Genomic DNA, 26,035 nt, shown 5'->3' with positions numbered 1-26,035 from the left:
TTCCTTGTTTTTTAACAAGTTGATATTGAATTGTTGTATTTTAGTAAAACAAAAAAGCAAAAAAGGCATGTCATCGCTGACATGCCTTTGAATGACTAACCTGAAAGATTACTGTTCGCTTTCATCGGTATAACGCTTTGCTTTATAAGCGGGATGCATCAGGTTTTGCGCAGAGAAGATATCATCCAACTCCGCCGCCGTCAGCAGTCCGCGCTCCAGCACCACTTCCCGTACGCTCTTGCCGGTTTCGGCACAGATCTTGCCGACGATATCGCCATTGTGGTGGCCAATAAACGGGTTGAGGTAGGTGACGATGCCGATGGAGTTGTAGACGTAGCCTTCACATACCGCTTTATTGGCGGTGATGCCGTTAACGCATTTCTCCAGCAGGTTGTAGCAGGCGTTGGTCAGGATATGAATCGACTCGAACATCGCCTGGCCGATCACCGGCTCCATCACGTTCAACTGCAGCTGACCGGCTTCGGAGGCCATGGTCACAGTGGTATCGTTGCCGATAACTTTGAAGCAGACCTGGTTGACCACCTCCGGCACCACCGGGTTAACCTTCGCCGGCATGATTGAAGAGCCAGCCTGCAGCTCAGGCAGGTTGATTTCGTTGAGGCCCGCGCGCGGACCGGAAGAGAGCAGGCGCAGGTCGTTACAGATCTTGGACAGTTTCACCGCCAGGCGTTTCAGCGAACTGTGAACCATAACGTACGCCCCGCAGTCCGAAGTGGCTTCAATCAGATCTTCCGCCGGGACGACCGGTAAGTTGCTTACTTCAGCCAGCTTCTGCACCGCCAGCTGTTGATAGCCGTCCGGGGTGTTGAGGCGAGTACCAATGGCGGTGGCGCCGAGGTTCACCTCCAGCAGCAGCTCCGCAGTGCGCAGAATGCTTTTGGTCTCTTCATTAAGCAGCACATTGAAGGCATGGAACTCCTGGCCGAGGGTCATCGGCACCGCGTCCTGCAGCTGGGTGCGGCCCATTTTGAGGATGTCCTGGAACTCCACGGCTTTCGCCTGGAAGCCTTCGCCCAGCTGTTTAATCGCATCGATTAACTTAAGGATGGAGGCATACACCGCAATGCGGAACCCGGTGGGGTAAGCATCGTTGGTGGACTGGCATTTGTTGACATGATCGTTTGGGTTCAGGTACTGGTATTCGCCTTTCTGGTGGCCCATCAGCTCAAGGCCAATGTTCGCCAGGACTTCGTTGGTGTTCATGTTTACGGAGGTACCGGCCCCGCCCTGGAAGACATCGACCGGGAACTGGTCCATGCATTTGCCGTTATTCAGGACTTCGTCACAGGCGGCAATAATCGCATTTGCCGCGCTTTTGGGAATGGTCTGCAGCTCCTTGTTCGCCAGCGCGGCGGCTTTCTTAACCATGACCATGCCGCGCACGAATTCTGGTATGTCGCTGATTTTGCTGTTGCTAATGTAGAAGTTTTCAATCGCTCGCAGAGTATGAACGCCGTAGTAAGCGTCCGCGGGAACTTCCCTGGTGCCCAACAGATCTTCTTCGATACGAATGTTGTTTAACATGTGAACCTTCTTTTCAAGCTGCCAATGAATTCACCAAACACACAGAATATCCAGTATTCAGTATATTTTCTGGCCGACGATTATTTCCTTAACCGGCCCGGTGCCCAAGATCATATGCTGATGATAGCGAATATCAGTAAGCTTGATCACTTATTACATTGCGGGTATGAGAAGATTTATTAATCTGTGAAATGGGTCACCGCTTTCTTATTCCTGAGAAAAATAAGCCTTTCCGCTGATTGAAAAGCCGCTCAGCATCCCCATGTTAGTGGGATGCGATCAGCAAATTGATGATTACGGGCGCTGAACGCAGCGCCCGTTGATGAAGGAGACGCCGGTGCGTTGGATTCCGTTTATTGCCTTTTTTCTTTACGTTTACATTGAGATATCGATCTTTATCCAGGTTGCGCACGTGCTGGGCGTCTTTATGACCCTGATCCTGGTGATCTTTAGCTCGGTGGTAGGGATGTCGCTGGTGCGTAACCAGGGCTTCAAAAACTTCCTGCTGATGCAGCAGAAGATGGCCGCGGGCGAGAGCCCGGCGGCGGAGATGATCAAGAGCGTATCGCTGATTATCGCTGGTCTGCTGCTGTTGCTCCCGGGGTTCTTTACCGACTTCCTCGGCCTGCTGCTATTGCTGCCGCCGGTGCAAAAGCATCTGACGATGAAGCTGATGCCGCACCTGCGCTTCAGCCGGATGCCGGGCGGCGGCTTTAGCGCCGGTACTGGCGGCGGAGAGACCTTCGAAGGGGAATTCCAGCGCAAAGATGAGCAGCGCGACCGTCTGGACCATAAGGACGATCGCCGCGATTAACATTCCCCCGGCCCGGTCAGCAGATGCGACCGGGCCGCTTTCTTTGCAGGCCTACACGCTTCCCGTCGCCAGCTTGCGCCTGGGTAAAAACAGCCACAGCCCCGCCAGCATCACCAGCGCGTACAGGCTTTTCCAGCCGACCATCGCCAGCAGCAGCAGACAGAGAATGCTGCCCACCACCGCCAATAGCCGATAGCGACCGCGAAGCAAACGACAACCCGCCAGCATGCACAGCAGATAGATCATGATGAAAATGCCATTGGCGTAAACGATCAGCGCGTCCAGATTGATATCGAGCAGATAGATGCCAAGGGTGCTAACTACGCAGGATCCCAGCACGGCGTTGAGGGCGTTGCGCGGGATCTGCCGTGGCGACAGCCTTGCGAGGTAGCTGTGTGGCTTATGCTGCGCTTGCGACCAGACCAGGCGGGCAAAGCTTTGAATATAGATGTTGAGGCTGGCGAAACAGGCGAGATAGCCGATGACGCAGGCTACCCACAGCGCTTCGACGCCGAACAGACGGACCACGATATTCGGTAATGACGCCGCCGCCGCCATCTCCTCGCCAAAGGCGTGGAAGTGCAGCACCAGCACGGTGCAGGCCCAGTAGACCGAGCCGGCAAGCAGCAGGCCTATCATCAGCGCCCTGGGGAAATCACGCTCGGGATGTTTAAACTCCGAGGCGAGATGCGCGAAGGCTTCCAGACCGACAAAGCACCAGAACATCACCGACAGCGCCAAAAAGAGCTGCCCGCGGTCAATCTCCGCCGGGGCCGGGAAGGGGATCTGCGCCGGGCTTATCCCGCCGCGCCACCAGACTACGACGATCAGCGCCACAATCAGTACGGCAACCAACGTCTGCAGGTTGGCGCTGGAGCTGGCGCCACGCGAACCGACCCACCAGACGATGGCCAGGGTGCCCAGCTCCGCCAGCAGCAGCTGCGCATCATGCCAGCCGAACAGCGCCTGGCCAAAACCGGTGGCGATGTGCAGGGCGGCGGGGAGTCCGACCGGGATAACCGATAAAAACAGCCAGCCGGTGACGCTGGCCAGACGTGGCCCAAAGGCCATATCGACAAAGTGGGCCACGCCGCCCGCGCTGGGAAAATGGCGGCCGAGCAGGGCGAAGACGATGGCAATCGGGAAAACAAGGAGAATGAGCAGCGGCCATGCCCACAGGCTGTTATCGCCAGCGACCAGCGCCGCCAGCGCCGGGACGGCGAAGACGCCGGTACCCAGCAATGAGGTGGAAAGCAACCCAACTCCCTGTCCCAGCCCTAACTCCTGTTTTAAACCACTCATGATTCAATCCTGCGCCAGTGAAAAAAAAGAGAGTATCACAATCGCTTTTCCTTATGACCGATTGCCTGACATGGCCGCTTTTTGTGCGCCAGCGCAAAGGTAAAAATTTTTTTTAATTTTGCCCTTGAAGCCGTAAATGGCCATCCCCATCTCTCTCTGCACTAGCCGGTAAACCGAGTTCGGCCCGGCGTCACCCATAACTGATAATGACTTTCTCGAAGGAGAGCTATCAATGAGTATTCGTCCGTTACATGATCGTGTGATCGTCAAACGTAAAGAAGTTGAAACCAAATCTGCGGGCGGCATCGTTCTGACCGGTTCTGCAGCAGCTAAGTCAACTCGTGGCGAAATCATCGCTGTCGGTAAAGGCCGCATCCTGGAAAACGGGACCGTGCAGCCGCTGGACGTTAAAGTTGGTGACATCGTGATTTTCAACGATGGCTACGGCGTGAAGACTGAAAAGATCGACAACGAAGAAGTACTGATCATGTCCGAAAGCGACATCCTGGCAATTGTTGAAGCTTAATTCGCACGACCCTGAACGAATTTGAGGAATAAAAGAAATGGCAGCAAAAGACGTAAAATTCGGTAACGACGCTCGTGTAAAAATGCTGCGCGGCGTAAACGTACTGGCAGATGCAGTTAAAGTGACCCTGGGCCCGAAAGGCCGTAACGTGGTTCTGGACAAATCCTTCGGCGCGCCGACCATCACCAAAGATGGTGTTTCCGTTGCACGTGAAATCGAACTGGAAGACAAGTTCGAAAACATGGGCGCGCAGATGGTGAAAGAAGTTGCCTCTAAAGCGAACGACGCGGCAGGCGACGGTACCACCACCGCAACCGTACTGGCTCAGGCTATCGTGAACGAAGGCCTGAAAGCTGTTGCTGCAGGCATGAACCCGATGGATCTGAAACGCGGTATCGACAAAGCGGTACTGGCGGCAGTAGAAGAGCTGAAAGCGCTGTCCGTTCCGTGCTCTGACTCCAAAGCTATCGCTCAGGTAGGTACCATCTCCGCTAACTCCGACGAAACCGTCGGTAAACTGATCGCGGAAGCGATGGATAAAGTTGGTAAAGAAGGCGTGATCACCGTTGAAGACGGTACCGGTCTGGAAGACGAACTGGACGTAGTTGAAGGTATGCAGTTCGACCGCGGCTACCTGTCTCCGTACTTCATCAACAAGCCGGACACCGGTGCCGTTGAGCTGGAAAGCCCGTTCATCCTGCTGGCTGACAAAAAAATCTCCAACATCCGCGAAATGCTGCCGGTTCTGGAAGCCGTAGCGAAAGCAGGCAAACCGCTGCTCATCATCGCTGAAGACGTTGAAGGCGAAGCGCTGGCGACCCTGGTGGTTAACACCATGCGCGGCATCGTTAAAGTGGCTGCGGTGAAAGCACCGGGCTTCGGCGACCGTCGTAAAGCTATGCTGCAGGACATCGCTACTCTGACTGGCGGTACCGTTATCTCTGAAGAGATCGGTATGGAGCTGGAAAAAGCGACTCTGGAAGACCTGGGCCAGGCGAAACGCGTGGTTATCAACAAAGACACCACCACCATCATCGATGGCGTTGGCGAAGAATCCGCAATCCAGGGCCGCGTAGCTCAGATCCGTAAGCAGATCGAAGAAGCGACCTCCGACTACGATCGTGAAAAACTGCAGGAACGTGTCGCTAAACTGGCTGGCGGCGTAGCAGTAATCAAAGTCGGTGCGGCTACCGAAGTTGAAATGAAAGAGAAAAAAGCACGCGTCGACGACGCCCTGCACGCAACCCGTGCTGCGGTTGAAGAAGGCGTGGTGGCTGGCGGCGGCGTAGCGCTGGTTCGCGTTGCGGCGAAACTCGCTGGCCTGACCGGTCAGAACGAAGATCAGAACGTCGGTATCAAAGTTGCGCTGCGCGCAATGGAAGCGCCGCTGCGTCAGATCGTTTCCAACGCCGGTGAAGAGCCGTCTGTTGTGGCAAACAACGTGAAAGCAGGCGACGGTAACTACGGTTACAACGCAGCAACTGAAGAATACGGCAACATGATCGACTTCGGTATCCTGGACCCAACCAAAGTCACCCGTTCTGCACTGCAGTACGCGGCTTCCGTGGCTGGCCTGATGATCACCACCGAGTGCATGGTGACCGACCTGCCGAAAGGCGACGCGCCTGACTTAGGTGCTGCTGGCGGCATGGGCGGCATGGGCGGTATGGGCGGCATGATGTAATCGTGCGCTCTACGGCATAAAAAAGCAGAAACCCCTGGCCAGCAATGGCTGGGGGTTTTTCTTTTGGCGCGCTTTTTAGTATAAGGCTTATACATAAAAATCATTTAAGCTGCATCAGAGCGGCAAGCACCTCCGTTTCGGTAGCGACCTGGTAAGCGCAGCCGGGGAGGGAATGAACGCGGCTCATGCCGGCGCAGTTTGAAGGATGACAGATTTACATCCGGGCCAGTGCGTCCAGCTCATCGATCATGGGGAATAACATGCAGGTAAAATATTTAGCAGGGATTGTCGGCGCAGCCTTACTGTTGGCAGGTTGCAGTTCCAGCAATGAATTAACCTCTGCCGGCCAGAATGTGCGTTTCGTGCAGGAGAAGCCGGGCGCAGATTGTCAGCTGTTAGGGACCGCGACGGGTAAACAGAGTAACTGGCTCTCCGGCCAGAATGGTGATGAGGGTGGTTCCATGCGCGGTGCGGCGAACGCTCTGCGTAACCAGGCAGCAGCAATGGGTGGCAACGTGATTTACGGCGTCAGCAGCCCGACGCAGAATCTGCTGTCGAGCTTTGTACCTACCGACAGCGAAATGAACGGCCAGGTTTATAAGTGCCCGAACTGATGCGTGACGCCTCTCTCTGTAAGCGCGGAGAGAGGCGTGGTCGCTAGATGAGGATCAGGCGTTAAGCTCCGCTTTCTTTTCAAGGTAGAAGGCGTGCAGGGGACGCAGACACTCTTCCAGACTGAGCATTCTTCCCGGCTGGGAAGGGATGACAGTACTGAAGATCTGACATGGCGCCAGCTCCGCGTGCATCGCCTTGAGCTTGGGGCTTTTCTCGATAATCCGCGTCACAACGTTATTTTCCAGTTCTGATAAATGCGGCGCGCTGGTTTTGACCACCGCTCCGGAGACAATTTTCTTGCCTTCGTCTGTCTCGCAGCAGTACAGCACGCCCAGATAATGGGAAAACAGGTTTAGCTTCCAGTCTTCCTGAGTGTGTTGCTGGTAGTCGATATTGGGCTGAGTGGTTAAATCGACAGTGTAGCATATTAAGAAATCAAGATTTGCGGTTAAGTAGTGTATAATGTCTTGATCATTAACCGTTTTTAACGCTTGCTGAATACCTGCGAGTAATGCCTCTACCTGCCTGTCTTCAATGCATAATGTACAAATTTGCTCATTCTGCAGAACCAGAATGAGAGTCGATTCAGTCTCGCCTGGTTTAAGCGTAATCGACATAATACGCCGCTCAGGATTCGGCTGCTGGATCTCCGCCATCTCTACGGCAGGGATGTTAGCGATCAGCGATTCATTATAAGCGATAAGCTCTTCTTTATAGGTTTCCCCTTCTTCTTGTAATCGCTTATATGTCATAAGCAAACGATTTTGTAGGATAAGAAGAAAATCGAGAAGTATAGGTGCTTGCAGATAGTATTGCTGACAGGGGCCATTTTGCTGCTTGATTTTCAAAAGCAGCGCCAGAAAGCGGTCTTCAAAGGTAATCCCTGCGGTATTAAATCCAATAAACGTTCCTTGCATAGTTCTCTCCTTTTAAGCTTGCGCGACGGTCTTTGTCTGCGACAGGTCGATAACGCGATCGGCTGAGGCAATTGTGGAGGGCCGATGAGCGACGATAATTCGGGTAATGCTTAACGCTGAGATTGACTGATTAATAACTGATTCATTCTTTAAATCGAGATGGCTAGTGGCCTCATCCATAAAAAGGATACTTGGTTTTCGATATAGCGCGCGGGCAATTAGAATACGCTGCTTTTGGCCACCTGAAATGCCCAAACCCAGTTCACCAACAATGGTCTCATAACCCATCGGCATCTTCATAATCTCTTCATGAATATTGCAGCGTTTGGCACATTCCATTACAAAATCAATATCGGCGTTATCTTCGAACCCGCTGATATTATCAATAAGCGAGCCGGAAAATAGGCGGTCCTCCTGCAAGACACAGGCGGTACCCAGGCGATAATTGTTGAGGCCAATTTTGGTGATATCGAGATTATCAGCTAGTACATCACCACTAGTGGGTGAAAGCAGACCGCACATCACTTTTAATAACGTAGTTTTACCGACGCCTGAAGGGCCGACAAGTGCTACGGACTCACCGGGTTCTACGGTTATATTTAAATTAGAAAAGATCGGCTGAGAAAACGGATCATATTGATAGCACAAATTTTTGACTTCCAGTTTGGCACCCGAGTCTGCAGAAAAAACCTCTCTTGTGGGAAGCTCCTGTTCCGGTTCGCTGAAAACGATCTCTGACAAACGTTCGTTATGTAGGGAGAGCATTCGCAGTTGCATACAAAGATCGACCAAACTAGAAGCGCGTTGTGAAAATTGACCACGATAGGCGTTAAACGCCATAAACATACCAAGGGTCATATTATTATCAATAACCATAATCGCGCCAAGCCAGAGCACGGCGACCTGATCGATAGCAGTAATGAAGGTATTGATCCCACTAAATAGCATATCGAAACGAGTTTGTTTGATCCCAGCGTTGCAGGCTTCGATATTTATATTAAGCCAATGCTGGGACCGACGTTCTTTCAAATTTAATGCCTTGATGGTCGAGATACCGTACAATGACTCCATAAAATGCGAACTGGAGCGAGCACCTTTGATTACCTGCTCTTCTGCTACACGACGATAGAATCGATAAGTTGCAAAACGCATAATTGCGTAGCATAAAGTAAAGCCAACTACGACCCAAGTTAGCCAGCCACCATACAAAGTTAGCATGATCAGCAGACCGATGGTCATGATTGAGTCAATAATGCCGCTGACGATACTGTTAGTAAACGTCGAGCGAATGGTATCCAAAGAGGAAAAACGCGACTGGATATCTCCTAAATGACGCTTTTCAAAAAAGGATAGTGGCAGACTGGCCAGATGATCGAAAAGCGTGGTTTTCCACTGGATACTTGTCAGGGTATTCAGCGTTAAGGACGTCCAGGCGCGGAGCATACTGATGAAGGTGCGAAATAGTGTAAAAAAGACCAGGCCAATGCAGATAACTGATAGCAGGCTTTGGTCGTGCGCCATAATCACATGGTCGGTAACCAGTTGAGTACCTATCGGGAGTAGTAAGCCGATGGCTTCCACGACCACGGAGAAGGCAAAAATTTTCAGCAGCGCTGATTTTAAGCCTACTATATTGCGCATTAGATCCAGCAGACGAAGGCGGGACTTAGCCTTTTCCTGCTGGAAGTTCTGATCGGGCCAAAGCTCTAAGGCAACGCCAGTAAAATAATTGGACATCTCCTGGATGCCGATAATACGCTTACCCAGCGCTGGATCGTGTACGATAAAGCTGGATTTGCGAACTTTAGTCAGCACCACATAGTGGTTCATGCCCCAGTGGAGTACACAGGGCAACTTGAGCTGGCGTATTTCATCCAAGTCTAACGACAGCGCACGGCTTTTTAACCCAGCATGCTCCGCTGTTTTGCTTAAGGACATCAGTGTCACGCCCTGTGAAGGGCTACCAAAACGCTGCCGGAAATTAAACAGGTCAATATCCAAGCCGTAATGACCACAAACCATGGCCAGACAGGCAATGCCGCACTCAGCGGCTTCCGATTGCAATATAACTGGCGTTTTCTTTAGGAGAGAAAAGTTAACTTTCGCGATGATCTTTTCAAATAGTTCATTAGTCATTGACAGGGCCGCTCACGCTTTGAGAAATTTTATAAACTGGTGTAAACATCCACATATAAAGCGGGCGTTCTTCAAGGAATACCACTGCTTGTGCTTTTAATCCATTTGAAAGAGAAAGTTCTTTTCCATCGTAATTAAATTTTTTATCCCTTATTTTGACAATTGCCTTATATAATGCAAGTTCTTGTTGATTAGTGCCATCATTGACATTGGTATATTCTGACATTTCCTGTCGTGAGGCAGGAAGTGATGAGATAGAAATGATCTCACCAGGGAACTGTCCGAACTTATCGGAAGGGAATGCATCATAACGAATATTTATTGTGTCGCCGACTTTAACATAAGGAATGCTGTTGTTAGGTAGCCAAAGTATGAGATAATACTCGATGTTACCAATAGGTTTGATTTGGGCAAGACTACTGCCTTTATCAACCATTTGGCCTTTAGTGACGGCTAATGATTCAATGCGTCCTTCCGTTGTTGCCTTAATGATAATATTTCCGTTAGCGTTTGATTCTACTAGTTGATTTTTATAATCATTTGTCTGATTATATTGAGATGATATTTGATTATCAAAATCGGCAGCTTTAGTAACTTTATCACTGCTTAACTGTGTAAGCTGAGTTTCTAGTTGCATCTTTTGGCTTATCAATGACTGATAGGCGCTTTGCTGTTGAAAGTACAACGAATGTTGGTAATTGTATTGATCTTTTGTAATTAACCCCTCCTTAAGGTATTTATCATAACTGGACAGGTTTTCATGCATTTTGCTTAAGCCTTGTTGCGTATTGGCCAGCATACGTACAGTTTCGTTAAGAGAGTTTCTGGCATTTTTAAGCTGGGCATCCAGTGCAATTAGTGTTTCGTTTTTATTATGAGTTAGTTTTTTTATAATAGCTTCGGAGTTGGCTATCTTTTCATTGATTACCTCAATCTGTGCTGCACTGACATTACCTGTTGTGGTATTTCTAGATACATCAAGCTCATAAAGCGTCTGTCCTTTTTTGACAACGTCTCCAATTTGAACATACTGATTGACGACAAACCCTTGTTGCGGAGAGAAAACGTTTACGGAGTGAGGGAGAGTGATAACCTCGCCTTTGACATCAATGCGTTGTGTAAATTTACAGAATATAAGGGCGCAGATAAGAGCGCAGAGAAATAAAAGAGATAAACATGTAACTAGCCATGCAGGCAAGCCAGCCAGCAATAGCGCTTTCCCTTTCCAGTGCAACTTCTTATAAGCTATCGCTTCCTTGCGATAAATACTATTAGTCATGAGTGTTCACAGTATCAACGGTTAATTCAAAGGCTCATAAATGAGCCTTTGAATATATAGTAATCTTAATAATCAAATGAAAATTAAGAACTCTTAGTGGCTCCATGGCACAAAGGAGCCATCGATAATGCCCAGCATGGCTTGCATGGACTCATTCACGGATGCCTCCCAGCCCAAAGCTGCATAGCCAACCGCGCCGCCAATAGCTCCCATGATTGTTCCCCAGACAGCGCCAACCGCGTTACCAAGTAAACCAAAACCTAAAAGACCACCATTAGCGCCGGATTGAGTACCGCCCCAAAGCAGGCCATAGACCCCCCATGTGATAGCTCCCAGGGCGGCTGATGCAGCTGCTTCTACACCATTACTTACCAGACTGGTGACGGTTGATTGGATTGAGGAGAAATCCCAGCTATAACCCCCGGAAATGGTATCCATTTCAAATACAGTTAATTCTTTCACGCAATAATTCCTTTTGTTGGTAAAGTTATGATCTAATAAAATAATGACATTTATCGAGTCTGTAGATTATTTCCAAACGACAAAGGTGCCATCAACTAAACCTTGTGCGCCAGCTTCGATAATTGCCATGGTCCCGTCCCATCCCCAGGCCAGACCACATCCTGCGCCGAGGATTGCACCACCGACTAAGCCTACAAACATCCCGACGAGGTTACCAAAGAGGCCAAATCCCAGGACGCCGCCATTTGCCCCAGACTGTGTACCGCCGACAAAGGTGCCAAAGACGGCCGCCAGAGTTCCCATGGTGGCAGCAGAAACCACTGCTTCAACGCCATTACTTACGAGACTGGTGATGCTGGATTGGATGGAGGAAAAATCCCAAGAATAGCCACCAGAGATGGCCTCCATTTCGAAAACAGTCAATTGCTTCATTAATATATCCTTTATTGATGAAATTATATTTCGTATTACAAGTAGGCTTAATATAAGCCGGGGAGGAATTTAAGTGAGAGACCTGAAGAGATCAATAGCATCCTATGTGAATTTTATGTGATTTCATTAATCATTTATAGTGTCATCATGAGGACTATAAAGCAAAGGAGATGCATGATATTAAGCTATGCACCCCCTCAATACAAAGTTATTATTCTTCCTGAATAACAACTTCCATCATTCCTTTAACAAGCCCCATCGTAACATCGTTACTGTTATCACTTTGGCGATAATAGTCGGCGGTTAGGTTGATGGTTTTGTTAAGATCGTTGCTAGTGTTTATTTTATAATTGTAATTATCGGTATCATAGAAAACAACAGGACTACCTGAAAGTTTGAATATAATACCCACGTTATTTGCTGCATCACTGCCGGAAAGCATATTATCGACAATACCATTCCCTGAAGCGCTTATTCCTCCAATAGGATTAAACCAATAGATGAGAGTATTGCCAACGGAGTCATTCGGGCAACTAATATTCATGGCAATAGTTTTCTCCGACGGAGTTGTTGCACCACGGGAAAGTGACATCAATTTTCCTTTGTCTATACGATTCAGCGTGATTTGCGATCGTGGTGTGGAGATATTACAAGATGTTGTGCGGTAATTAATATTTTTAATAGAGATAGAGGTTACAGCGTATAATAGTCTGTCATTGGCAACAGGGTTTGTTTTTAAATTCCCTACCGAGAACGAAACTGAGGGGTTAGATGTTGACTTGGTGCTCGTATCAATCACCGTCTTAGTTTTGATTAACCATACCGTAATAAATTGGTAATTATTTTCAGATGAGCTTGTTATTGGTACCAAGGTTGAACCTGCCTCGGCGGCGATCAATGAACCATTTTTACTACGTAACAGATCGGAGACCTGAAACCCAATCCCATCAATCCCCGTTTCATAAACCGGACCACCCTGAACACCGGTAACACCAGGAACAACGGCAGCCCCGACGTCAATAATATATTGGTCATCGGTGTTTTTATTACAGGTAAATGTTTTATATGCGCCAGTACCAAATTTATGAGTATGTAACACGCTACCTACCGGAATGGAAGCATCTGTTGGTATTTTAATATTGGTCAGCGTTAAGCCTTGACGCTTGGTATTGCCTTTATAGGTACAATTGGCAGCAGCTTGGCCGCCAAGCATCAGCAACGTTATTAAAATAACCATTTTTTTCATTAAAATATTCCCCTGTGAATGACTAACGGCAAATCGTTTCGATTTGCCTGATGCCAGACGCTTTGCCTTCCCTGGTCGGTAAAGTAAATGAAGCATTGCACTGCTGCGCGGCGCTTTTGCCCCACTGGACGTTAAGGATCCCCGTCTGCTGCAGGCCGGACATATAGACCATCCCGGCGTCGCTGACGATACTTGGCTGCGATTTACTATCTCCGGCGAGCAGAACCATTGCGCCATAAGGCACGTCCTGGCCGCTGGCGGTTTTCAGATGCACAAAGGCCCGCTGGCCAATATTGCCGTCATAATTAGCACGCACGATTGCGCCGCGCGTCGGAACGACGCTCTGCGTGGTTTCCGGCAGCTCCATATCTTCGCCAAGCGTGGTGCTGTCCAGCGTGATATCGGTACGACGATAAGGTGTAACGTACGGGACGATAGCGTAACCGCGATAGTCGGTGGAGATGGTGTTATCGTTGGTCAACTTGACGTTATCCAGGCCCGGCGCTTTAACCAGCACGGCGGCGTCAGTGATGTCCTGGCCAAGTGTAATGCCATCGGCATGAGCGACGATGCTGCCGTTGGCGCCGTAGTCAATACGTTGGCTGTTATTGTCATAGCTATAGCCGGCATTAAGGCTGCCGCGGGCACCGTTATAGGTCCCACGCATATCGCCGCTGTAATATTCCCGGTTGCTGTACCCTTGCTGCAGGCTCCATTCCAGGCTGTCGTTATCTAGCCCGACGCCACCAATGGAGACCGACTGATCGGTAGATCCCGGATTGCTGTTGGTTAATTGATAGCTGGTATAGGTACCCGGCAGCCAGTTGCTCAGCGGTAGCGTCACCGTCAGGGTGATGCGCTGATCGTCCTGGGCATCCTTACCTGAGTTATTTCCGCTCCAGGTGTAGCGGTTATAGCTGTAGCCCAGATAGTAGTTCACATTACGGAAACCGCCGTTGTAACCTACGCTAATTGACTTGTTGGTTCGCTTATCGTCCCAGTAATCTTCAATCAACCCGCTTATCGACAGGCTACCGAGGCCTTTACCCAGGCTTTGGTTAACCGTCAGGTTGGTGCGATTGCGCAGTGAGCGAGAGGTATAATTACCGTCATTAGAGTAGCTATCCAGCACCTCCGAGAGGGTATTAAAGCCGCGGGTGGAATAGCGGTAGCCCGCGATGGTGACATTGGTGCCAGTTTCGACAATGTTTTTACCATAACGGACCCGCCAGGACTGTCCTGAGGTCTTTTCATCGTCTTTCTTTTTCGACCATGCCTGGGTGACGTCTGCCGAGGCGGCGCCAAGCTCGCCCAGGTTATAGCCGAGGCCCGTCGACAGCGCCTGGTAGCGCGAGGCCGCCTGCATACCGCCATAAAGCGTCAGGCTGCTGGAGACGCCATAGGTCGCGGTGGCCTGAGTAAATGGCGTTTCATCGACTCCACCATCGTAAGGACGATATTTACCGGAAGTAATCTCATACTCCAGTTGATTTTCACGCACCATGACCGGTAGGGTGGCGAACGGCACAACAAATTCTTGCTTGGATCCGTCGGACTCTTCCACGCTGACGTAAAGGTCGCCGCTACCGCCGCTCGGGTACATATCGGTGATTTCAAATGCCCCGGGTGCCACGTAGGTCTGGTAAACCTGGTAGCCGTTCTGTTTAATGACGACGCGGGCGTTGGTTTTGGCGATACCGCGAATAATCGGCGCATAGCCGCGCATACTTTCCGGCAACATCGTGGTATCGGTGGCCAGCTGAATACCGGTAAACGGCACGCTGTCGAAGATGGTTGAGAGCGATGAACTTTCGCCCATCACCAGGTTACTGTTGATCGAGCGAATACTTCGCTGCATATAGAGATAGGCGGAGTCCCAGTCCCCGGCATCGCTATTGTTTTTATTCCATGTGCTGAGGTTGCGGATACGCCATGGGCCAACGTTGAGGCCAGACTGCAGGTTCAAGCTGTAGTATTCATCATTGGCCTGCATGTCGTTCGAGCCGCTGAACTGGTAGTTCACCAGCAGGGCGTTGATGCCATCATCAAACTGATCCGGTGGGATATATCCCTGCGCGGTGGTGGATAAGGCCGCCTGCGGAATAGAAATATTTAAGCGCTGGGCGGTAAAGTCAAAATCCGCTTTGGTGTCCGGAATGACAGAAAAGTTTGCACAGCCGTTTTGATCCTCGGCTAACTCTGGAAAGGATTTTATCCTTACGCCATATTCCGCGAGAGCTTTTAGACTCAGGCAGGGAACCAGAGCGGGTTCGCGGTTATCGCTGCTGGCGCGATTGTTGGCGACAAACTTTATCGTCCTGGTATCCAGGTAGCGGCCATTAAACATGATATCGACCCGATAATCCCCCGGCGCCTGCGCGTTCTGGGTCTGAAATACGGATAAGTCAGGAGTGGTTGATGGATCGCTACCATTCAATGAGCTAATGAATGAGGGATCGAAAAAGTCACGTGCTTGCGCTTTATTATTCAAACCAGAAAGCAATGCCGGAAGCATTGCAAAGAAGATGGTGGATAGTTTGAATAATCCATTATTCTTATTTGGCATAGACACATCCCTATAATGATAAAATAAATTTCTTATTACAGCGATGAGGAGTAGAGCGACCCAGCTCCGCCATAATCATTGACAACTTTCCAGGTAATGCTGGAGGCATTAATATTTTCTTTTAACGTCACTTCTTTAGTCGTCATCGGGGCGACCGAGTTGACTTCCGGCTTCACTTCTTTGCTGCCAATCTGGATGCTATGGAAATAGAAGAAAAAGGGCGTTGGATTTTTGATCGTCAGCTTAGTGCCAGACTTTCGCCATTCGAGCTTTTTCGCTTCCGTATTAGGGGAGAGGTCGAAAAGTGCTTTAGGACGATAGACCAGACGCATACGGTGACGGACTGCTAGTTGAATGGTGTTGTTATTCGCTTTGGCATCATCTGCCGGAGGAATCGCCATCACGTTAAAATAGTACATGGATTCCCGGTCGGTCGGCGCATTAACGTTTCCGTTAGAAAACAGACGAACCGTATTCTGTTGTTTCCCTTCAAGGCGGAACAGCGGCGGCGTGGCCATAAAAGAGGGCGCTTTTCCTGCCGGCGCTTCAACCCAGGATTTAATCAGATAGGGAATATCATCTTTATTTTCTATTTGCGCGGTGATTTCACGTGCGCCTTCTTTATACAGATAGCGGGTGGATCCCACTACAATACCGGCATGGGCAATACTGCTGAGGAGTAATGCACAGGAAGCGGTGAAAGTTAATAAAGTCCTGAACATGTTTTTTCTCTGAATGCAAAAAAGGGCCCGCCGTGAAGCGGGGCCCTTTGGGGAAAAATTAGATGGTGTAATCGATAGTAAAGGTCGCAACACCTTTAACCGGGCCTTCGGTTACCGGAGTAGCAGAGTTCACTTTTACATAACCAGTGGTGTACTTCAGCTGAGTACCGGTAGTAGCAGAGTAGCTTTCGGTCATGGTGTCAGAACCGTCGAAGGCTACGCGATGTGAATCGCTGAGACGCTGGATACCGATACCGATACCGGTAGCGCCGCCAGCTGCGGTGTTGTCCAGGATGGTTTTATCGCTGGAGGTGACACCGGCAACGTTTACAGTCAGGCCGGTAACCGGGTTAGCGCTGCCCTGTGCGCAGTCAGTAACTTTAAAACCGAAGTCCTGAGTTTTGAACAGAGTACCTGCAGCTTCAGCATTTGCTTCCGCAGTGGTCACAGTGATCAGCTGAACGATACCGTTGTTCAGGGTACCAGTCGGAGTCACGACGCAAGAGTTAGCTGCATCAGAGACTTCACCCAGTACAGTTACCTGAGCGGTGTTGGTTGCCATTGCCTGAGCACTCAGCACTGCAGATGCAGCGACCATTACAGCTACGATTGTCTTTTTCATTTAATTAATCCATATATAGATACTTAGTCCTGTGTAGAGTTGATAACAGTTATCAAGGGAATGGAGTATGCATTCGCATTGATATTGAAAATAAGCGCCAGCATTCCTTTATATAGTGCTGAGACAAATCATCCTGTTGAACAACGCTACCATATCGCTTGCCATAGCGAACCATGGAGAAGCGGGAGTAATTTAAAAGTCTGGTGCAAAAAATGCTTGTGAATTGTTGATGAAGCACCTGTGAATTTAATGCTGCCCCCCTCTCTGATGAGATGTGGATTCCAGTTGAGATTAATTTAATCTGAAAATCTGACCATTAAGCAAGTTAGCTATCGCTTGTTTTTTTATCTGCGGTATCCTGTGGGCTGAACTTCAATGTGAAATGTACCTGTTTTCATCTGAAACAAGAATGTTCACATAATCGTTTGGTTGAAATCATTTGATTTTATTATGGATAATAGGGTTACGTGGGGCAAGGATATGGATGACGCAGTATTATTTAATGGGTGTATAATTAATCAGGAGATTATATTTAATGCCAATATGAATGAGCTGCGGCCGCTTGCCGGGGACGGGGAGTGCATCAGCCTCAATGCGCCAACCGCCAGATGCTTGCTGCTGCTTTTGCAGAATTGCGGCAAAGTCATTTCACGGGATGAGTTCCTGGCGGCTGTATGGGAAACACGGGGGGTGGTCGTTTCGCAAAATACGTTCTATCAAAATATCTCTTTGCTGCGAAAATCGCTGGTAAAAGCTGGGCTATCTGAGGATATCATTATCACCGTCCGGCAAAAAGGCTTTAGCGTCGCTCCGAATACATTGGTCATTCCTCTCTCTGATGAAGAGTGCAAGAATATGAATCGGGTGACATTAACGCATTATCAGAATAATAAAGTTGTCGACTTTATTTCTGAAGAAAAGGAAAAGCCTGACACTCATTTAAATCTTCCACTAATAGAAAACTTATCAAAGCATGGCAGTGATTTGATAGCAAATAAACCGGAAGAAGGTGAAAAAGCATCTGAGCGGTTGCATGTTACTTTTAAAATACCCGTATGGTTAATCGCGCTAATTGTCGTGATGATTGTAATTAATATTATTGTGTTGGTCGTGCTAAACCGGTAGCTCGTCACAGCCAGGGGTTATAGCGCGGTGCGATAGTCATTTGCTGGTCACCTTAACACCCGTCTGTCGAAATCTTCCTATCTGAAGGTCTGCCAGAACGTCCTGGCAGACCTTCAGTTTATTAACGCTGCTTCAGCCCTAAATCCAGCGGCGTCTTGCTGGGTTCCCCGCCAATCTCGCGCGCCAGCTTCGGCACCATATAGCCGGAGATGAGGGTCAATAGTTCGCGCATGATTTCACGGGCTTCATCATCGCTGACCATGAAGTGCGCCGCTCCCTGCACCCGGTCCAGCACGTGCAGGTAGTAGGGCATTACCCCGGCGTCGAACAGCGCATTACTGAGGTCGGCCAGGGTTTGCGCGTTGTCGTTCACCCCGCGCAGCAGCACGCTCTGATTGAGCAACGTGACGCCCGCCTGACGCAGCATGGCCATCGCTGCGCGAAACTCACCGTCAATTTCATTGGCGTGGTTAACGTGGTTAACCAGGATCACCTGCAGCGACGAACGCTGGAAGCGGCTAGCCAGCGTCTCGGTGATGCGCGCCGGGATCACAATTGGCAGGCGGCTGTGAATACGCAGACGCTTAACGTGCGGAATAGCTTCCAGCTGGGTCATCAGCCAGTCAAGCTCATGATCCTTCGCCATCAGGGGGTCGCCGCCGGAGAAGATGATTTCATCAAGCTGCGGATGCGCCGCGATGTAGTCCATCGCCGTCTGCCAGTTGCGCCTGGTGCCCTGATTTTCGGCGTATGGGAAGTGGCGGCGGAAGCAGTAACGACAATTTACCGCACAACCGCCTTTCACCAGCAGCAGGGCCCGGTTGCGATACTTGTGCAACAGACCGGGCACCACGCTGTGCTGTTCTTCCAGCGGATCGGTGGAGTAGCCGGGGGCGACGATAAACTCTTCCTCGGCGGTAAGTACCTGACGAAGCAGCGGATCGTTAGGGTTGCCTTTCTCCATGCGGGCGATAAACGCGCGCGGGACGCGCAGCGGGAACAGGCGTCTGGCCTCGCGTCCGGCCAGCAGTTTTTCATCAGCGTCTACATTTAAAAGACGCAGCAGTTCATCAGGACTGGTCACAACATTGGCAAGTTGCGTTATCCAATCTTCTCTGGATGGGGTATTTAGGGTTACAATATGCGCCATTTTGTGGCTTAGCTACCAGTTAAACAATTTCAGAGGGCCTTATGGCGACTTACTATAGCAACGATTTTCGTGCTGGTCTTAAAATCATGTTAGATGGCGAACCTTATGCGGTAGAAGCCAGCGAATTCGTTAAACCAGGTAAAGGCCAGGCGTTTGCGCGCGTTAAGCTGCGCCGTCTGCTGACCGGTACCCGCGTTGAGAAAACCTTCAAATCTACCGATTCCGCAGAAGGCGCGGACGTTGTCGATATGAACCTGACTTACCTGTACAACGACGGTGAGTTCTGGCACTTCATGAACAACGAAACCTTCGAGCAGCTGTCTGCTGACGCGAAAGCGATCGGTGACAACGCTAAATGGCTGCTGGATCAGGCTGAGTGCATCGTGACCCTGTGGAACGGCCAGCCGATCGCGGTCACCCCGCCGAACTTCGTTGAGCTGGAAATCATTGAAACCGATCCAGGCCTGAAAGGCGACACCGCGGGTACCGGCGGTAAACCGGCGACCCTGTCTACTGGCGCGGTGGTTAAAGTTCCGCTGTTCGTTCAGATTGGCGAAGTGATCAAAGTGGATACTCGCTCTGGCGAATATGTATCCCGCGTGAAGTAATTTCGCGTCATGATGACCGGCGTAGCCTCCGTGCTGCGCCGCTCTTTTCGTACAGTCACAACGAGCACGATACATGAAGCGCAGCGTTAAACTCCTGGTGTTACTCTTTCTGAGCAGCGCGCTGTTGGCTGGCTGCAATACCGCCCGCGGTGTGGGTGAAGATATTCAGGGCCTGGGCCACGCTATCTCTCACGCTGTGAGCTGAATTTCCCTGCCGTTTCGTTGATGGCGCTTGCCTCCCGGTATGTCAGCCTCCTCCACGCATACTCCTTTTCTCTTAAAAATCGCAAAGATCCCTTCATCTTTGGACGGTTTGTCTATGCTTATAGGGCATGAAAACAAAACTGACACTAAGGATGACATTATGGTGAAAAAAACGATTGCAGCGTTCTTTACGGTTTTGGTCCTCTCTTCAGCACTGACCGCTTGTAACACCACGCGCGGTGTCGGTGAGGATATTTCAGACGGCGGTAACGCAATCTCTGGCGCGGCAACCAAAGCTCAGCAATAAACGCCGTCAACGGTACGGTTTAGCGCCGTACCGTTCTTCACTTCTCTCATTCCGTTGGATATACTCACCACGACTTTTCATCCACCTTACGGGACGACCCGTAAGCGTTTCTCATCCGGGGACGGCCCCAGCAAAGGAGCCTTATGTCCTGGATAGTCTTGTTTATCGCTGGCCTGCTGGAAGTGGTGTGGGCCGTCGGCCTGAAATATACCCATGGCTTTAGCCGCCTGGTTCCCAGCGTTATCACCATCGTGGCGATGGTGGCCAGCATGGCGCTGCTCTCATGGGCGATGAAAACCCTACCGGTAGGTACCGCCTACGCCGTCTGGACCGGGATCGGCGCCGTGGGCGCCGCCGTGACCGGTATTGTGCTGTTAGGGGAATCCGCCAGCGCCATGCGTATCGCCAGCCTTGTCTGTATCGTGATTGGCATCATTGGCCTGAAGATCAGCGCGCACTAATCATAGCGCTGATTGACCCAGACCAGTTTGCCGACATCAAAGCCCTGTCGGGTGGCAATGTCCAGCATCTGCTGCCTGACCTCCGGGGCGATGGTCGGCGCCCGGGCCAGCAGCCAGAGATAGTCGCGATCGGGGCCGCAGACCAGCGCGTAACGATACTCCTTATCCAGAGCAATGACGTTATAGCTGCCGTAGAAAGGGCCGAAGAAGGAAATCTTCAGCGCGGCGCGGCTGGGCTCCCCGGTAAAGTACGCTACCCCGTCCGTTTTCTGCCACATACCACGGTCGGGGTTATAGCCTTTATTGACCACGTCCAGGCCACCGTCATCGCGTGGGTGCCAGGCGATCGTGACCTTTTCCAGCCCGCTTTCAAAAGGGTGGTCAAAGCGGGCGATTTCATACCAGGTACCCAGATAGCGCTGAACGTCGAAGGGACTGACCACGGTGACGCCCGGCGGCGGGGCGGGCGTGCTGCAGGCGACAGACAGGAACGAGACGGCAATCGCGGTGATTATCGGCAGGATACGCATGGCATGCTCCTTGCTGGCTTTTAAGCTAAGTGTAGAGTCCAGCAGGGAAAAGGCGGCAAGATTTTTCTATGAAGCGAGCCCGGTAGCAGAAATGCGACCGGGCTCTTGCAGGATCAGATAAACAGTACGCCAACGAGGGTGATGACGCTGAGGATTGCCGCCAGGCCGTAGAAGACCCATTTACCGTTTGGCACATGGATTTTCAGATCGTGCATGGCGTGGTGAATACGATGCAACCCACACCACAGCGGCAGGACAATCATCAGAAAGATGAATGCGCGGCCGATAAAGCTTTGGGCAAAGGCCAGCACACGCTCATAGCTGAAGGCGTCGGCCGGAGCGAGCCCCAGCGGCAGCAGGATGCCGACCAGCAGCACCATCACCGGCGCGACGATCGCGCCCCACATGCCACCTGCGCCAAACAGCCCCCAGAATACGGGTTCATCGGAACGTTTCGGATTGGGATTAATCATCTCAGCCTCCTTACCAGAACAGGGCGACAAACAGGATCACCACGGTGACCACCGCCGTCACCACCCAGAGCCCTTTAATGACCGGCTCTGGCCCCATTTTTTCGCCTTTGATGATGACGTTGGCGGCTTTCGGCGCCAGCTCAAACCAGGTTTTGGTGTGCAGCAGCGCCGCCGCCAGAGTAATCAGGTTGAGGATTACCACCACCGGGTTTTGCAGGAATCCAATATATCCCGCCCAGCTCTCGGCGCCGTGCTTGAGGGCAAACAGCCCATAAATCAGCACAATGCTAAACCATACCGTCGGTACCGCCGTGCCTTCCCGTACCATGTAGAAGCGATAAAACGGCAGCTTTTTCCACCAGGTGGAGGTCATTGGTCGCACGTAGGGTTTGCGTTTCGTCGTCATAATGCGCTCCTTAGCGTGGTTTCAGGGTGGCGATAAGAAAGTCTTTCGAGCTTTCCACCTTGCCCTGCTGGATCGCGGCCGCCGGGTCGACGTGCTTCGGACACACTTCCGAGCAGTAGCCAACGAAAGTACAGGTCCAGACGCCATTCTGGCCGTTAAGCTGCGCCATGCGTTCCTTTTTACCGTAGTCGCGGCTGTCTTCGTTATAGCGGTGGGCGAGGGTGATCGCCGCCGGGCCGATAAATTCCGGGTTCAGGCCGAACTGTGGACAGGCGGCATAGCACAGCCCGCAGTTGATGCAGCCGGAAAACTGATGGTATTTCGCCATCTGGGCCGGGGTCTGCTTGTTTGGCCCCTGGTCAGGCGTGCGGTTATTGCCGATGATATACGGCTTAATGGCTTCCAGGCTTTCGATAAAGTGGGTCATGTCCACCACCAGATCGCGCTCGATCGGGAAGTTGGCCAATGCCTCCACCTTGATGCCTTTGGTGTAATCGCGCAGGAAGGTTTTGCAGGCCAGCTTCGGCACCTTGTTGACCATCATGCCGCAGGAACCGCAGATTGCCATTCGGCAGGACCAGCGGTAGCTCAGGTCTGGCGCCAGGTTGTCTTTGATGTAGCCCAGCGCGTCCAGCAGCGAGGTCTGTTCATCATAAGGCACGTCATAGAATGCGCTGTGCGGTGCGGTGTCGACCTCCGGATTGTAGCGCACCACTTCGACTTTCAGGTTTTTCATCTCAGCCATGGGTGGTCTCCTTCTTCTCAGCCGCGTCCGCTTCTGCGCCATAGACACGTTTTGCCGGCGGCAGCGTGGTGATCTTCACATCGCCATATTCCAGACGGGTAGTGCCATCGGCCTCGCGGAAGGCGAGAGTGTGCTTGAGGAAGTTGACGTCGTCGCGTTCGGTACAGCCTTCATCCAAACGCTGGTGCGCCCCGCGCGATTCTTTACGGGCGATGGCCGAGTGCGCCATACATTCGGCAACGTTTAAACCGTGCCCCAGCTCAATGGTGTAAAGCAGATCGGTATTGAACACGCTGGAGTTATCAGTAATGCGCACGCGCTTAAAGCGTTCCTGCAGTTCAGCCAGCTTGTCGATCGTTTTCTGCATCAGCTCTGGCGTGCGGTAGATGCCGCAGCCTTCCTCCATCGACAGCCCCATTTCATCGCGAATTTTCGCCCAGTTTTCGTTACCTTCCTGGTTGACGAGATCTTTCAGGCGCTGCTCCACATCGGCCGCCTGCGCATCGAGGGCGGCGCCGTTTGCCTCGCCCGCCTGAGCGGCGCGCTGCATGGCCTGCTCCCCGGCCAGGCGGCCGAAGACCACCAGCTCGGCCAGCGAGTTGGAGCCCAGACGGTTGGCGCCATGTAAGCCAACGGACGAGCATTCGCCCACGGCAAACAGCCCTTTGATTCGGGTTTCGCACTGCTGATCGGTTTCAATACCGCCCATGGTGTAGTGCGCGGTCGGGCGCACCGGGATCGGCTCTTTCACCGGATCGACGCCGACGTAGGCTTTCGCCAGTTCACAGATAAACGGCAGACGCTCCAGCAGTTTTTTCTCGCCGAGGTGGCGGAGATCGAGGTAGACCACGTCGCCGCGCGGCGTCGGGATGGTGTTCCCTTTCCGCCACTCGTGCCAGAAGGCCTGGGACACTTTGTCGCGTGGGCCCAGCTCCATATATTTATTCTTCGGTTCGCCGAGCGGGGTTTCCGGGCCCATGCCGTAATCCTGCAGATAGCGGTAGCCGTTTTTGTTGACCAGAATCCCGCCTTCGCCGCGGCAGCCTTCGGTCATCAGGATCCCGGAGCCCGGCAGGCCGGTCGGGTGATACTGAACGAATTCCATGTCGCGCAGCGGCACGCCATGGCCCAGGGCCATCCCCATCCCGTCACCGGTGACGATGCCGCCGTTGGTGTTGTAGCGGTAGACGCGCCCGGCGCCGCCGGTAGCCAGCACCACGGCGTTAGCACGGATCTGCACCAGGGTGCCTTCCATCATATTCATCGCCACCAGGCCGCGGGCCTGCCCGTCATCGACCAGCAGGTCAAGGACGAAATGTTCGTCAAAGCGCTGAATTTGGGGAAACTGAAGGGAGGTCTGGAAGAGGGTATGCAGCATGTGGAAGCCGGTTTTGTCGGCGGCAAACCAGGTGCGTTCGATTTTCATGCCACCGAAGCGCCGGACGTTGACGCTGCCGTCGGGGCGGCGGCTCCATGGGCATCCCCACTGCTCCAGCTGGGTCATTTCCGTCGGGCAGTGATGAACAAAATAGTCGACGACATCCTGCTCGCACAGCCAGTCGCCTCCCGCGACGGTGTCGTGAAAATGGTACTCAAAGCTATCGTGATCCTGGGCAACGGCTGCGGATCCCCCTTCTGCAGCGACCGTATGGCTGCGCATCGGATAGACTTTAGAAATCAGGGCGATTTTAGCGTTGGGGTTGGCCTGAGCGGCGGCGATAGCGGCACGAAGGCCTGCCCCGCCGGCGCCAATTACGGCGAGATCGGCTTGAAAAGTTTGCACGACATTCCTCCAGTTTTAGTGTATTTCGCCGCCGGGCTGGCGAAAAAGTATCACTGCTCCTTTATAGGTACAGGAGTATAGCCTTAGGGTCAGTATGGAAAATTGACGTGTTCGATTTTTTTATCGATATGTGCGGTTATTTATCAGTGGTATTTATGCGTCAGGGTTAACGATAGATTAATGGCATGTAGTCTGCCGGAGATTGCACAAAATTTGTTTCACTCGCCGGTTGCGAGTAGACTTCGTGCCCTTAATTTGCAATCGGAGAAAGTACCATGAGCGAGACGGCAACCTGGCAGCCGAGCGCACCCATTCCCAATCTGTTGAAGCGCGCGGCGGTGATGGCGGAAATCCGCCGTTTCTTTACCGATCGCGGCGTGCTGGAGGTGGAGACGCCTTGCATGAGTCAGGCGACGGTAACGGATATTCATTTGTTCCCGTTCGAAACCCGTTTCGTCGGCCCGGGCCATTCTCAGGGGCTTAACCTGTACCTGATGACCAGTCCGGAATACCACATGAAGCGCCTGCTGGCGGCGGGTTGCGGCCCGGTCTTCCAGCTGTGCCGCAGCTTCCGTAATGAAGAGATGGGGCGTCATCACAATCCGGAATTCACCATGCTGGAGTGGTATCGTCCATGCTATGACATGTATCGCCTGATCAATGAGGTGGACGATCTGCTGCAGCAGGTGCTGGAGTGCCAACCGGCGGAAAGTCTCTCCTATCAGCAGGCGTTTCAGCGCCATCTGGAAATTGACCCGCTCTCTGCCGATAAAGCACAGCTGCGTGAAGTCGCAGCGAAGCTGGATCTGAGCAATATCGCCGATACTGAAGAAGATCGCGATACCCTGCTGCAGCTGCTGTTCACCATGGGCGTGGAGCCGCACATCGGCAAAGATCGACCAACGTTCATTTATCATTTCCCGGCGACTCAGGCCTCTTTAGCGCAGATCAGCCCGGAAGATCATCGGGTCGCTGAGCGCTTTGAGGTCTATTACAAAGGTATTGAGCTGGCGAACGGTTTCCACGAGCTGACCGACGCCCATGAACAGCGCCTGCGGTTTGAGCAGGATAACCGCAAACGCGCCGCGCGCGGCCTTCCGCAGCAGCCCATCGATAACAACCTGCTGGCGGCGCTGGAGGCGGGTCTGCCGGACTGCTCCGGCGTGGCGCTGGGCGTTGACCGCGTGGTCATGCTGGCGCTGGGCGCTGAAAGCATCGGCGAAGTGATCGCCTTTACGGTAGACCGCGCCTGATCGCTTTTTCACCTCCCTCCGCCGGCGGTTGGGGGAGGTGAAAGACGACTCTGAACCTGACACCCTCGCCCCGGCTTTAGCCCGAATACCCACAATTTCCCTCCGTGATTTTGCTACTATCC

The 26,035-nt window shown here is 51.9% G+C and carries 27 protein-coding genes; 10 read left to right on the top strand and 17 right to left on the bottom strand.

The genetic code is table 11. The annotated features are described in order from the left end of the window. Positions 1-108: 108 nt before the first annotated feature. A complete protein-coding gene (gene aspA, locus DR88_RS23785; RefSeq protein WP_002885424.1) occupies positions 109-1,545 on the bottom strand; it encodes an aspartate ammonia-lyase in 1,437 nt (478 codons plus the stop codon). A 337-nt stretch (positions 1,546-1,882) separates the two neighbouring features. On the opposite strand from aspA, the gene DR88_RS23790 reads away from it, so the two are divergent. Next, positions 1,883-2,359, top strand: a complete 477-nt coding sequence (locus tag DR88_RS23790) for an FxsA family protein (RefSeq protein WP_002885425.1) — start codon at positions 1,883-1,885, stop codon at positions 2,357-2,359. Between the two features lie 51 nt (positions 2,360-2,410). Here the strand turns inward: DR88_RS23790 and yjeH are convergent, their stop codons facing one another. Then, on the bottom strand, positions 2,411-3,661 hold the full coding sequence (yjeH, locus tag DR88_RS23795) for an L-methionine/branched-chain amino acid transporter (RefSeq protein ID WP_004146698.1): 1,251 nt from the start codon (positions 3,659-3,661) through the stop codon (positions 2,411-2,413). 232 nt (positions 3,662-3,893) lie between these two features. Between yjeH and DR88_RS23800 the strand changes: the two genes are divergently transcribed. From DR88_RS23800 to DR88_RS23810, 3 genes are all read left to right on the top strand, one after another. Continuing rightward, a complete protein-coding gene (locus tag DR88_RS23800; protein ID WP_004152420.1) occupies positions 3,894-4,187 on the top strand; it encodes a co-chaperone GroES in 294 nt (97 codons plus the stop codon). Positions 4,188-4,224: 37 nt separating this feature from the next. Continuing rightward, positions 4,225-5,871 carry a chaperonin GroEL gene (gene groL / locus DR88_RS23805; RefSeq protein ID WP_016946619.1) on the top strand — a complete coding sequence of 549 codons (1,647 nt, stop codon included), beginning with the start codon at positions 4,225-4,227 and terminating at the stop codon, positions 5,869-5,871. Between the two features lie 260 nt (positions 5,872-6,131). Beyond that, a complete protein-coding gene (locus DR88_RS23810) occupies positions 6,132-6,485 on the top strand; it encodes a DUF4156 domain-containing protein (RefSeq protein ID WP_023313845.1) in 354 nt (117 codons plus the stop codon). Positions 6,486-6,539: 54 nt separating this feature from the next. On the opposite strand, the gene yjeJ is transcribed toward DR88_RS23810, so the two are convergent. From yjeJ to DR88_RS23855, 9 genes are all read right to left on the bottom strand, one after another. After that, positions 6,540-7,403: a YjeJ family protein gene (yjeJ, locus tag DR88_RS23815; protein ID WP_004146702.1), complete on the bottom strand. Its 864-nt coding sequence runs from the start codon at positions 7,401-7,403 to the stop codon at positions 6,540-6,542. Between the two features lie 12 nt (positions 7,404-7,415). After that, the gene (locus DR88_RS23820; protein ID WP_004146703.1) at positions 7,416-9,539 is read right to left on the bottom strand and encodes a peptidase domain-containing ABC transporter; all 2,124 of its coding nucleotides are present in this window, start codon (positions 9,537-9,539) and stop codon (positions 7,416-7,418) included. Then, entirely contained in the window at positions 9,532-10,818 is a 1,287-nt protein-coding gene (locus tag DR88_RS23825; protein WP_004146704.1) for an HlyD family secretion protein, read from the bottom strand. Before DR88_RS23825 ends, DR88_RS23820 begins: the two co-directional genes overlap by 8 nt. Before the next feature lie 93 nt (positions 10,819-10,911). Then, positions 10,912-11,280, bottom strand: a complete 369-nt coding sequence (locus DR88_RS23830) for a hypothetical protein (RefSeq protein ID WP_002885447.1) — start codon at positions 11,278-11,280, stop codon at positions 10,912-10,914. 66 nt (positions 11,281-11,346) lie between these two features. Further along, on the bottom strand, positions 11,347-11,712 hold the full coding sequence (locus tag DR88_RS23835) for a hypothetical protein (RefSeq protein WP_004222037.1): 366 nt from the start codon (positions 11,710-11,712) through the stop codon (positions 11,347-11,349). Between the two features lie 211 nt (positions 11,713-11,923). Beyond that, positions 11,924-12,958 (bottom strand): fimbrial protein, encoded by a 1,035-nt coding sequence (locus tag DR88_RS23840; RefSeq protein WP_004146706.1) that lies wholly within the window; start codon positions 12,956-12,958, stop codon positions 11,924-11,926. A 22-nt stretch (positions 12,959-12,980) separates the two neighbouring features. Next, positions 12,981-15,524, bottom strand: coding sequence for a fimbria/pilus outer membrane usher protein (locus DR88_RS23845; RefSeq protein WP_004146707.1), 2,544 nt, complete (start codon positions 15,522-15,524; stop codon positions 12,981-12,983). 35 nt (positions 15,525-15,559) lie between these two features. Beyond that, on the bottom strand, positions 15,560-16,246 hold the full coding sequence (locus DR88_RS23850; RefSeq protein ID WP_004177740.1) for a fimbrial biogenesis chaperone: 687 nt from the start codon (positions 16,244-16,246) through the stop codon (positions 15,560-15,562). Between the two features lie 58 nt (positions 16,247-16,304). Next, positions 16,305-16,868 carry a fimbrial protein gene (locus tag DR88_RS23855; RefSeq protein ID WP_004177738.1) on the bottom strand — a complete coding sequence of 188 codons (564 nt, stop codon included), beginning with the start codon at positions 16,866-16,868 and terminating at the stop codon, positions 16,305-16,307. A 480-nt stretch (positions 16,869-17,348) separates the two neighbouring features. Between DR88_RS23855 and DR88_RS23860 the strand changes: the two genes are divergently transcribed. Further along, positions 17,349-17,993, top strand: coding sequence for a winged helix-turn-helix domain-containing protein (locus DR88_RS23860; protein ID WP_025861945.1), 645 nt, complete (start codon positions 17,349-17,351; stop codon positions 17,991-17,993). Between the two features lie 121 nt (positions 17,994-18,114). Here DR88_RS23860 and epmB read toward each other — a convergent pair whose 3' ends face one another. Then, positions 18,115-19,143 carry an EF-P beta-lysylation protein EpmB gene (gene epmB / locus DR88_RS23865; RefSeq protein ID WP_002885500.1) on the bottom strand — a complete coding sequence of 343 codons (1,029 nt, stop codon included), beginning with the start codon at positions 19,141-19,143 and terminating at the stop codon, positions 18,115-18,117. A 41-nt stretch (positions 19,144-19,184) separates the two neighbouring features. Between epmB and efp the strand changes: the two genes are divergently transcribed. The 4 genes from efp (at position 19,185) to sugE (ending at position 20,723) form a co-directional block, all read left to right on the top strand. Next, the gene (efp, locus tag DR88_RS23870; RefSeq protein WP_002885506.1) at positions 19,185-19,751 is read left to right on the top strand and encodes an elongation factor P; all 567 of its coding nucleotides are present in this window, start codon (positions 19,185-19,187) and stop codon (positions 19,749-19,751) included. A 73-nt stretch (positions 19,752-19,824) separates the two neighbouring features. After that, the gene (locus DR88_RS23875; RefSeq protein ID WP_002885511.1) at positions 19,825-19,956 is read left to right on the top strand and encodes an entericidin A/B family lipoprotein; all 132 of its coding nucleotides are present in this window, start codon (positions 19,825-19,827) and stop codon (positions 19,954-19,956) included. A 159-nt stretch (positions 19,957-20,115) separates the two neighbouring features. Beyond that, positions 20,116-20,262, top strand: coding sequence for a lipoprotein toxin entericidin B (ecnB, locus tag DR88_RS0124925; RefSeq protein ID WP_002885518.1), 147 nt, complete (start codon positions 20,116-20,118; stop codon positions 20,260-20,262). A 143-nt stretch (positions 20,263-20,405) separates the two neighbouring features. After that, positions 20,406-20,723, top strand: coding sequence for a quaternary ammonium compound efflux SMR transporter SugE (sugE, locus tag DR88_RS23880; protein WP_002885521.1), 318 nt, complete (start codon positions 20,406-20,408; stop codon positions 20,721-20,723). Here the strand turns inward: sugE and DR88_RS23885 are convergent. The 5 genes from DR88_RS23885 to frdA form a co-directional block, all read right to left on the bottom strand. Continuing rightward, positions 20,720-21,253 carry a lipocalin family protein gene (locus DR88_RS23885; protein WP_002885523.1) on the bottom strand — a complete coding sequence of 178 codons (534 nt, stop codon included), beginning with the start codon at positions 21,251-21,253 and terminating at the stop codon, positions 20,720-20,722. The genes sugE and DR88_RS23885 overlap by 4 nt on opposite strands. Positions 21,254-21,366: 113 nt before the next feature. Further along, positions 21,367-21,726: a fumarate reductase subunit FrdD gene (gene frdD / locus DR88_RS23890; protein ID WP_002885526.1), complete on the bottom strand. Its 360-nt coding sequence runs from the start codon at positions 21,724-21,726 to the stop codon at positions 21,367-21,369. Between the two features lie 10 nt (positions 21,727-21,736). Next, the gene (gene frdC, locus DR88_RS23895) at positions 21,737-22,132 is read right to left on the bottom strand and encodes a fumarate reductase subunit FrdC (protein WP_002885530.1); all 396 of its coding nucleotides are present in this window, start codon (positions 22,130-22,132) and stop codon (positions 21,737-21,739) included. Positions 22,133-22,142: 10 nt separating this feature from the next. Further along, positions 22,143-22,877 carry a fumarate reductase iron-sulfur protein gene (gene frdB, locus DR88_RS23900; RefSeq protein WP_023313852.1) on the bottom strand — a complete coding sequence of 245 codons (735 nt, stop codon included), beginning with the start codon at positions 22,875-22,877 and terminating at the stop codon, positions 22,143-22,145. After that, a complete protein-coding gene (frdA, locus tag DR88_RS23905; protein WP_004177727.1) occupies positions 22,870-24,660 on the bottom strand; it encodes a fumarate reductase (quinol) flavoprotein subunit in 1,791 nt (596 codons plus the stop codon). The genes frdB and frdA overlap by 8 nt, the downstream gene beginning before the upstream one ends. Positions 24,661-24,935: 275 nt before the next feature. Between frdA and epmA the strand changes: the two genes are divergently transcribed. After that, the gene (gene epmA / locus DR88_RS23910; protein ID WP_004146714.1) at positions 24,936-25,913 is read left to right on the top strand and encodes an elongation factor P--(R)-beta-lysine ligase; all 978 of its coding nucleotides are present in this window, start codon (positions 24,936-24,938) and stop codon (positions 25,911-25,913) included. Positions 25,914-26,035: the final 122 nt, after the last annotated feature.

The organism is Klebsiella pneumoniae (genome assembly GCF_000742135.1).
GTDB lineage: Bacteria > Pseudomonadota > Gammaproteobacteria > Enterobacterales > Enterobacteriaceae > Klebsiella > Klebsiella pneumoniae.
The sequence above is the reverse complement of the archived record's forward strand: the minus strand, read 5'-3'. Positions and strand labels throughout refer to the sequence as shown.

Coding starts and splice junctions, on each gene's coding strand:
- aspA (WP_002885424.1), bottom strand. CDS start 1,545: ATGTTAAACAACATTCGTATCGAAGAAGATCTGTTGGGCACCAGGGAA.
- yjeH (WP_004146698.1), bottom strand. CDS start 3,661: ATGAGTGGTTTAAAACAGGAGTTAGGGCTGGGACAGGGAGTTGGGTTG.
- DR88_RS23800 (WP_004152420.1), top strand. CDS start 3,894: ATGAGTATTCGTCCGTTACATGATCGTGTGATCGTCAAACGTAAAGAA.
- groL (WP_016946619.1), top strand. CDS start 4,225: ATGGCAGCAAAAGACGTAAAATTCGGTAACGACGCTCGTGTAAAAATG.
- DR88_RS23810 (WP_023313845.1), top strand. CDS start 6,132: ATGCAGGTAAAATATTTAGCAGGGATTGTCGGCGCAGCCTTACTGTTG.
- yjeJ (WP_004146702.1), bottom strand. CDS start 7,403: ATGCAAGGAACGTTTATTGGATTTAATACCGCAGGGATTACCTTTGAA.
- DR88_RS23820 (WP_004146703.1), bottom strand. CDS start 9,539: ATGACTAATGAACTATTTGAAAAGATCATCGCGAAAGTTAACTTTTCT.
- DR88_RS23825 (WP_004146704.1), bottom strand. CDS start 10,818: ATGACTAATAGTATTTATCGCAAGGAAGCGATAGCTTATAAGAAGTTG.
- DR88_RS23835 (WP_004222037.1), bottom strand. CDS start 11,712: ATGAAGCAATTGACTGTTTTCGAAATGGAGGCCATCTCTGGTGGCTAT.
- DR88_RS23840 (WP_004146706.1), bottom strand. CDS start 12,958: ATGAAAAAAATGGTTATTTTAATAACGTTGCTGATGCTTGGCGGCCAA.
- DR88_RS23845 (WP_004146707.1), bottom strand. CDS start 15,524: ATGCCAAATAAGAATAATGGATTATTCAAACTATCCACCATCTTCTTT.
- DR88_RS23850 (WP_004177740.1), bottom strand. CDS start 16,246: ATGTTCAGGACTTTATTAACTTTCACCGCTTCCTGTGCATTACTCCTC.
- DR88_RS23855 (WP_004177738.1), bottom strand. CDS start 16,868: ATGAAAAAGACAATCGTAGCTGTAATGGTCGCTGCATCTGCAGTGCTG.
- DR88_RS23860 (WP_025861945.1), top strand. CDS start 17,349: ATGGATGACGCAGTATTATTTAATGGGTGTATAATTAATCAGGAGATT.
- epmB (WP_002885500.1), bottom strand. CDS start 19,143: ATGGCGCATATTGTAACCCTAAATACCCCATCCAGAGAAGATTGGATA.
- efp (WP_002885506.1), top strand. CDS start 19,185: ATGGCGACTTACTATAGCAACGATTTTCGTGCTGGTCTTAAAATCATG.
- DR88_RS23875 (WP_002885511.1), top strand. CDS start 19,825: ATGAAGCGCAGCGTTAAACTCCTGGTGTTACTCTTTCTGAGCAGCGCG.
- ecnB (WP_002885518.1), top strand. CDS start 20,116: ATGGTGAAAAAAACGATTGCAGCGTTCTTTACGGTTTTGGTCCTCTCT.
- sugE (WP_002885521.1), top strand. CDS start 20,406: ATGTCCTGGATAGTCTTGTTTATCGCTGGCCTGCTGGAAGTGGTGTGG.
- DR88_RS23885 (WP_002885523.1), bottom strand. CDS start 21,253: ATGCGTATCCTGCCGATAATCACCGCGATTGCCGTCTCGTTCCTGTCT.
- frdD (WP_002885526.1), bottom strand. CDS start 21,726: ATGATTAATCCCAATCCGAAACGTTCCGATGAACCCGTATTCTGGGGG.
- frdC (WP_002885530.1), bottom strand. CDS start 22,132: ATGACGACGAAACGCAAACCCTACGTGCGACCAATGACCTCCACCTGG.
- frdB (WP_023313852.1), bottom strand. CDS start 22,877: ATGGCTGAGATGAAAAACCTGAAAGTCGAAGTGGTGCGCTACAATCCG.
- epmA (WP_004146714.1), top strand. CDS start 24,936: ATGAGCGAGACGGCAACCTGGCAGCCGAGCGCACCCATTCCCAATCTG.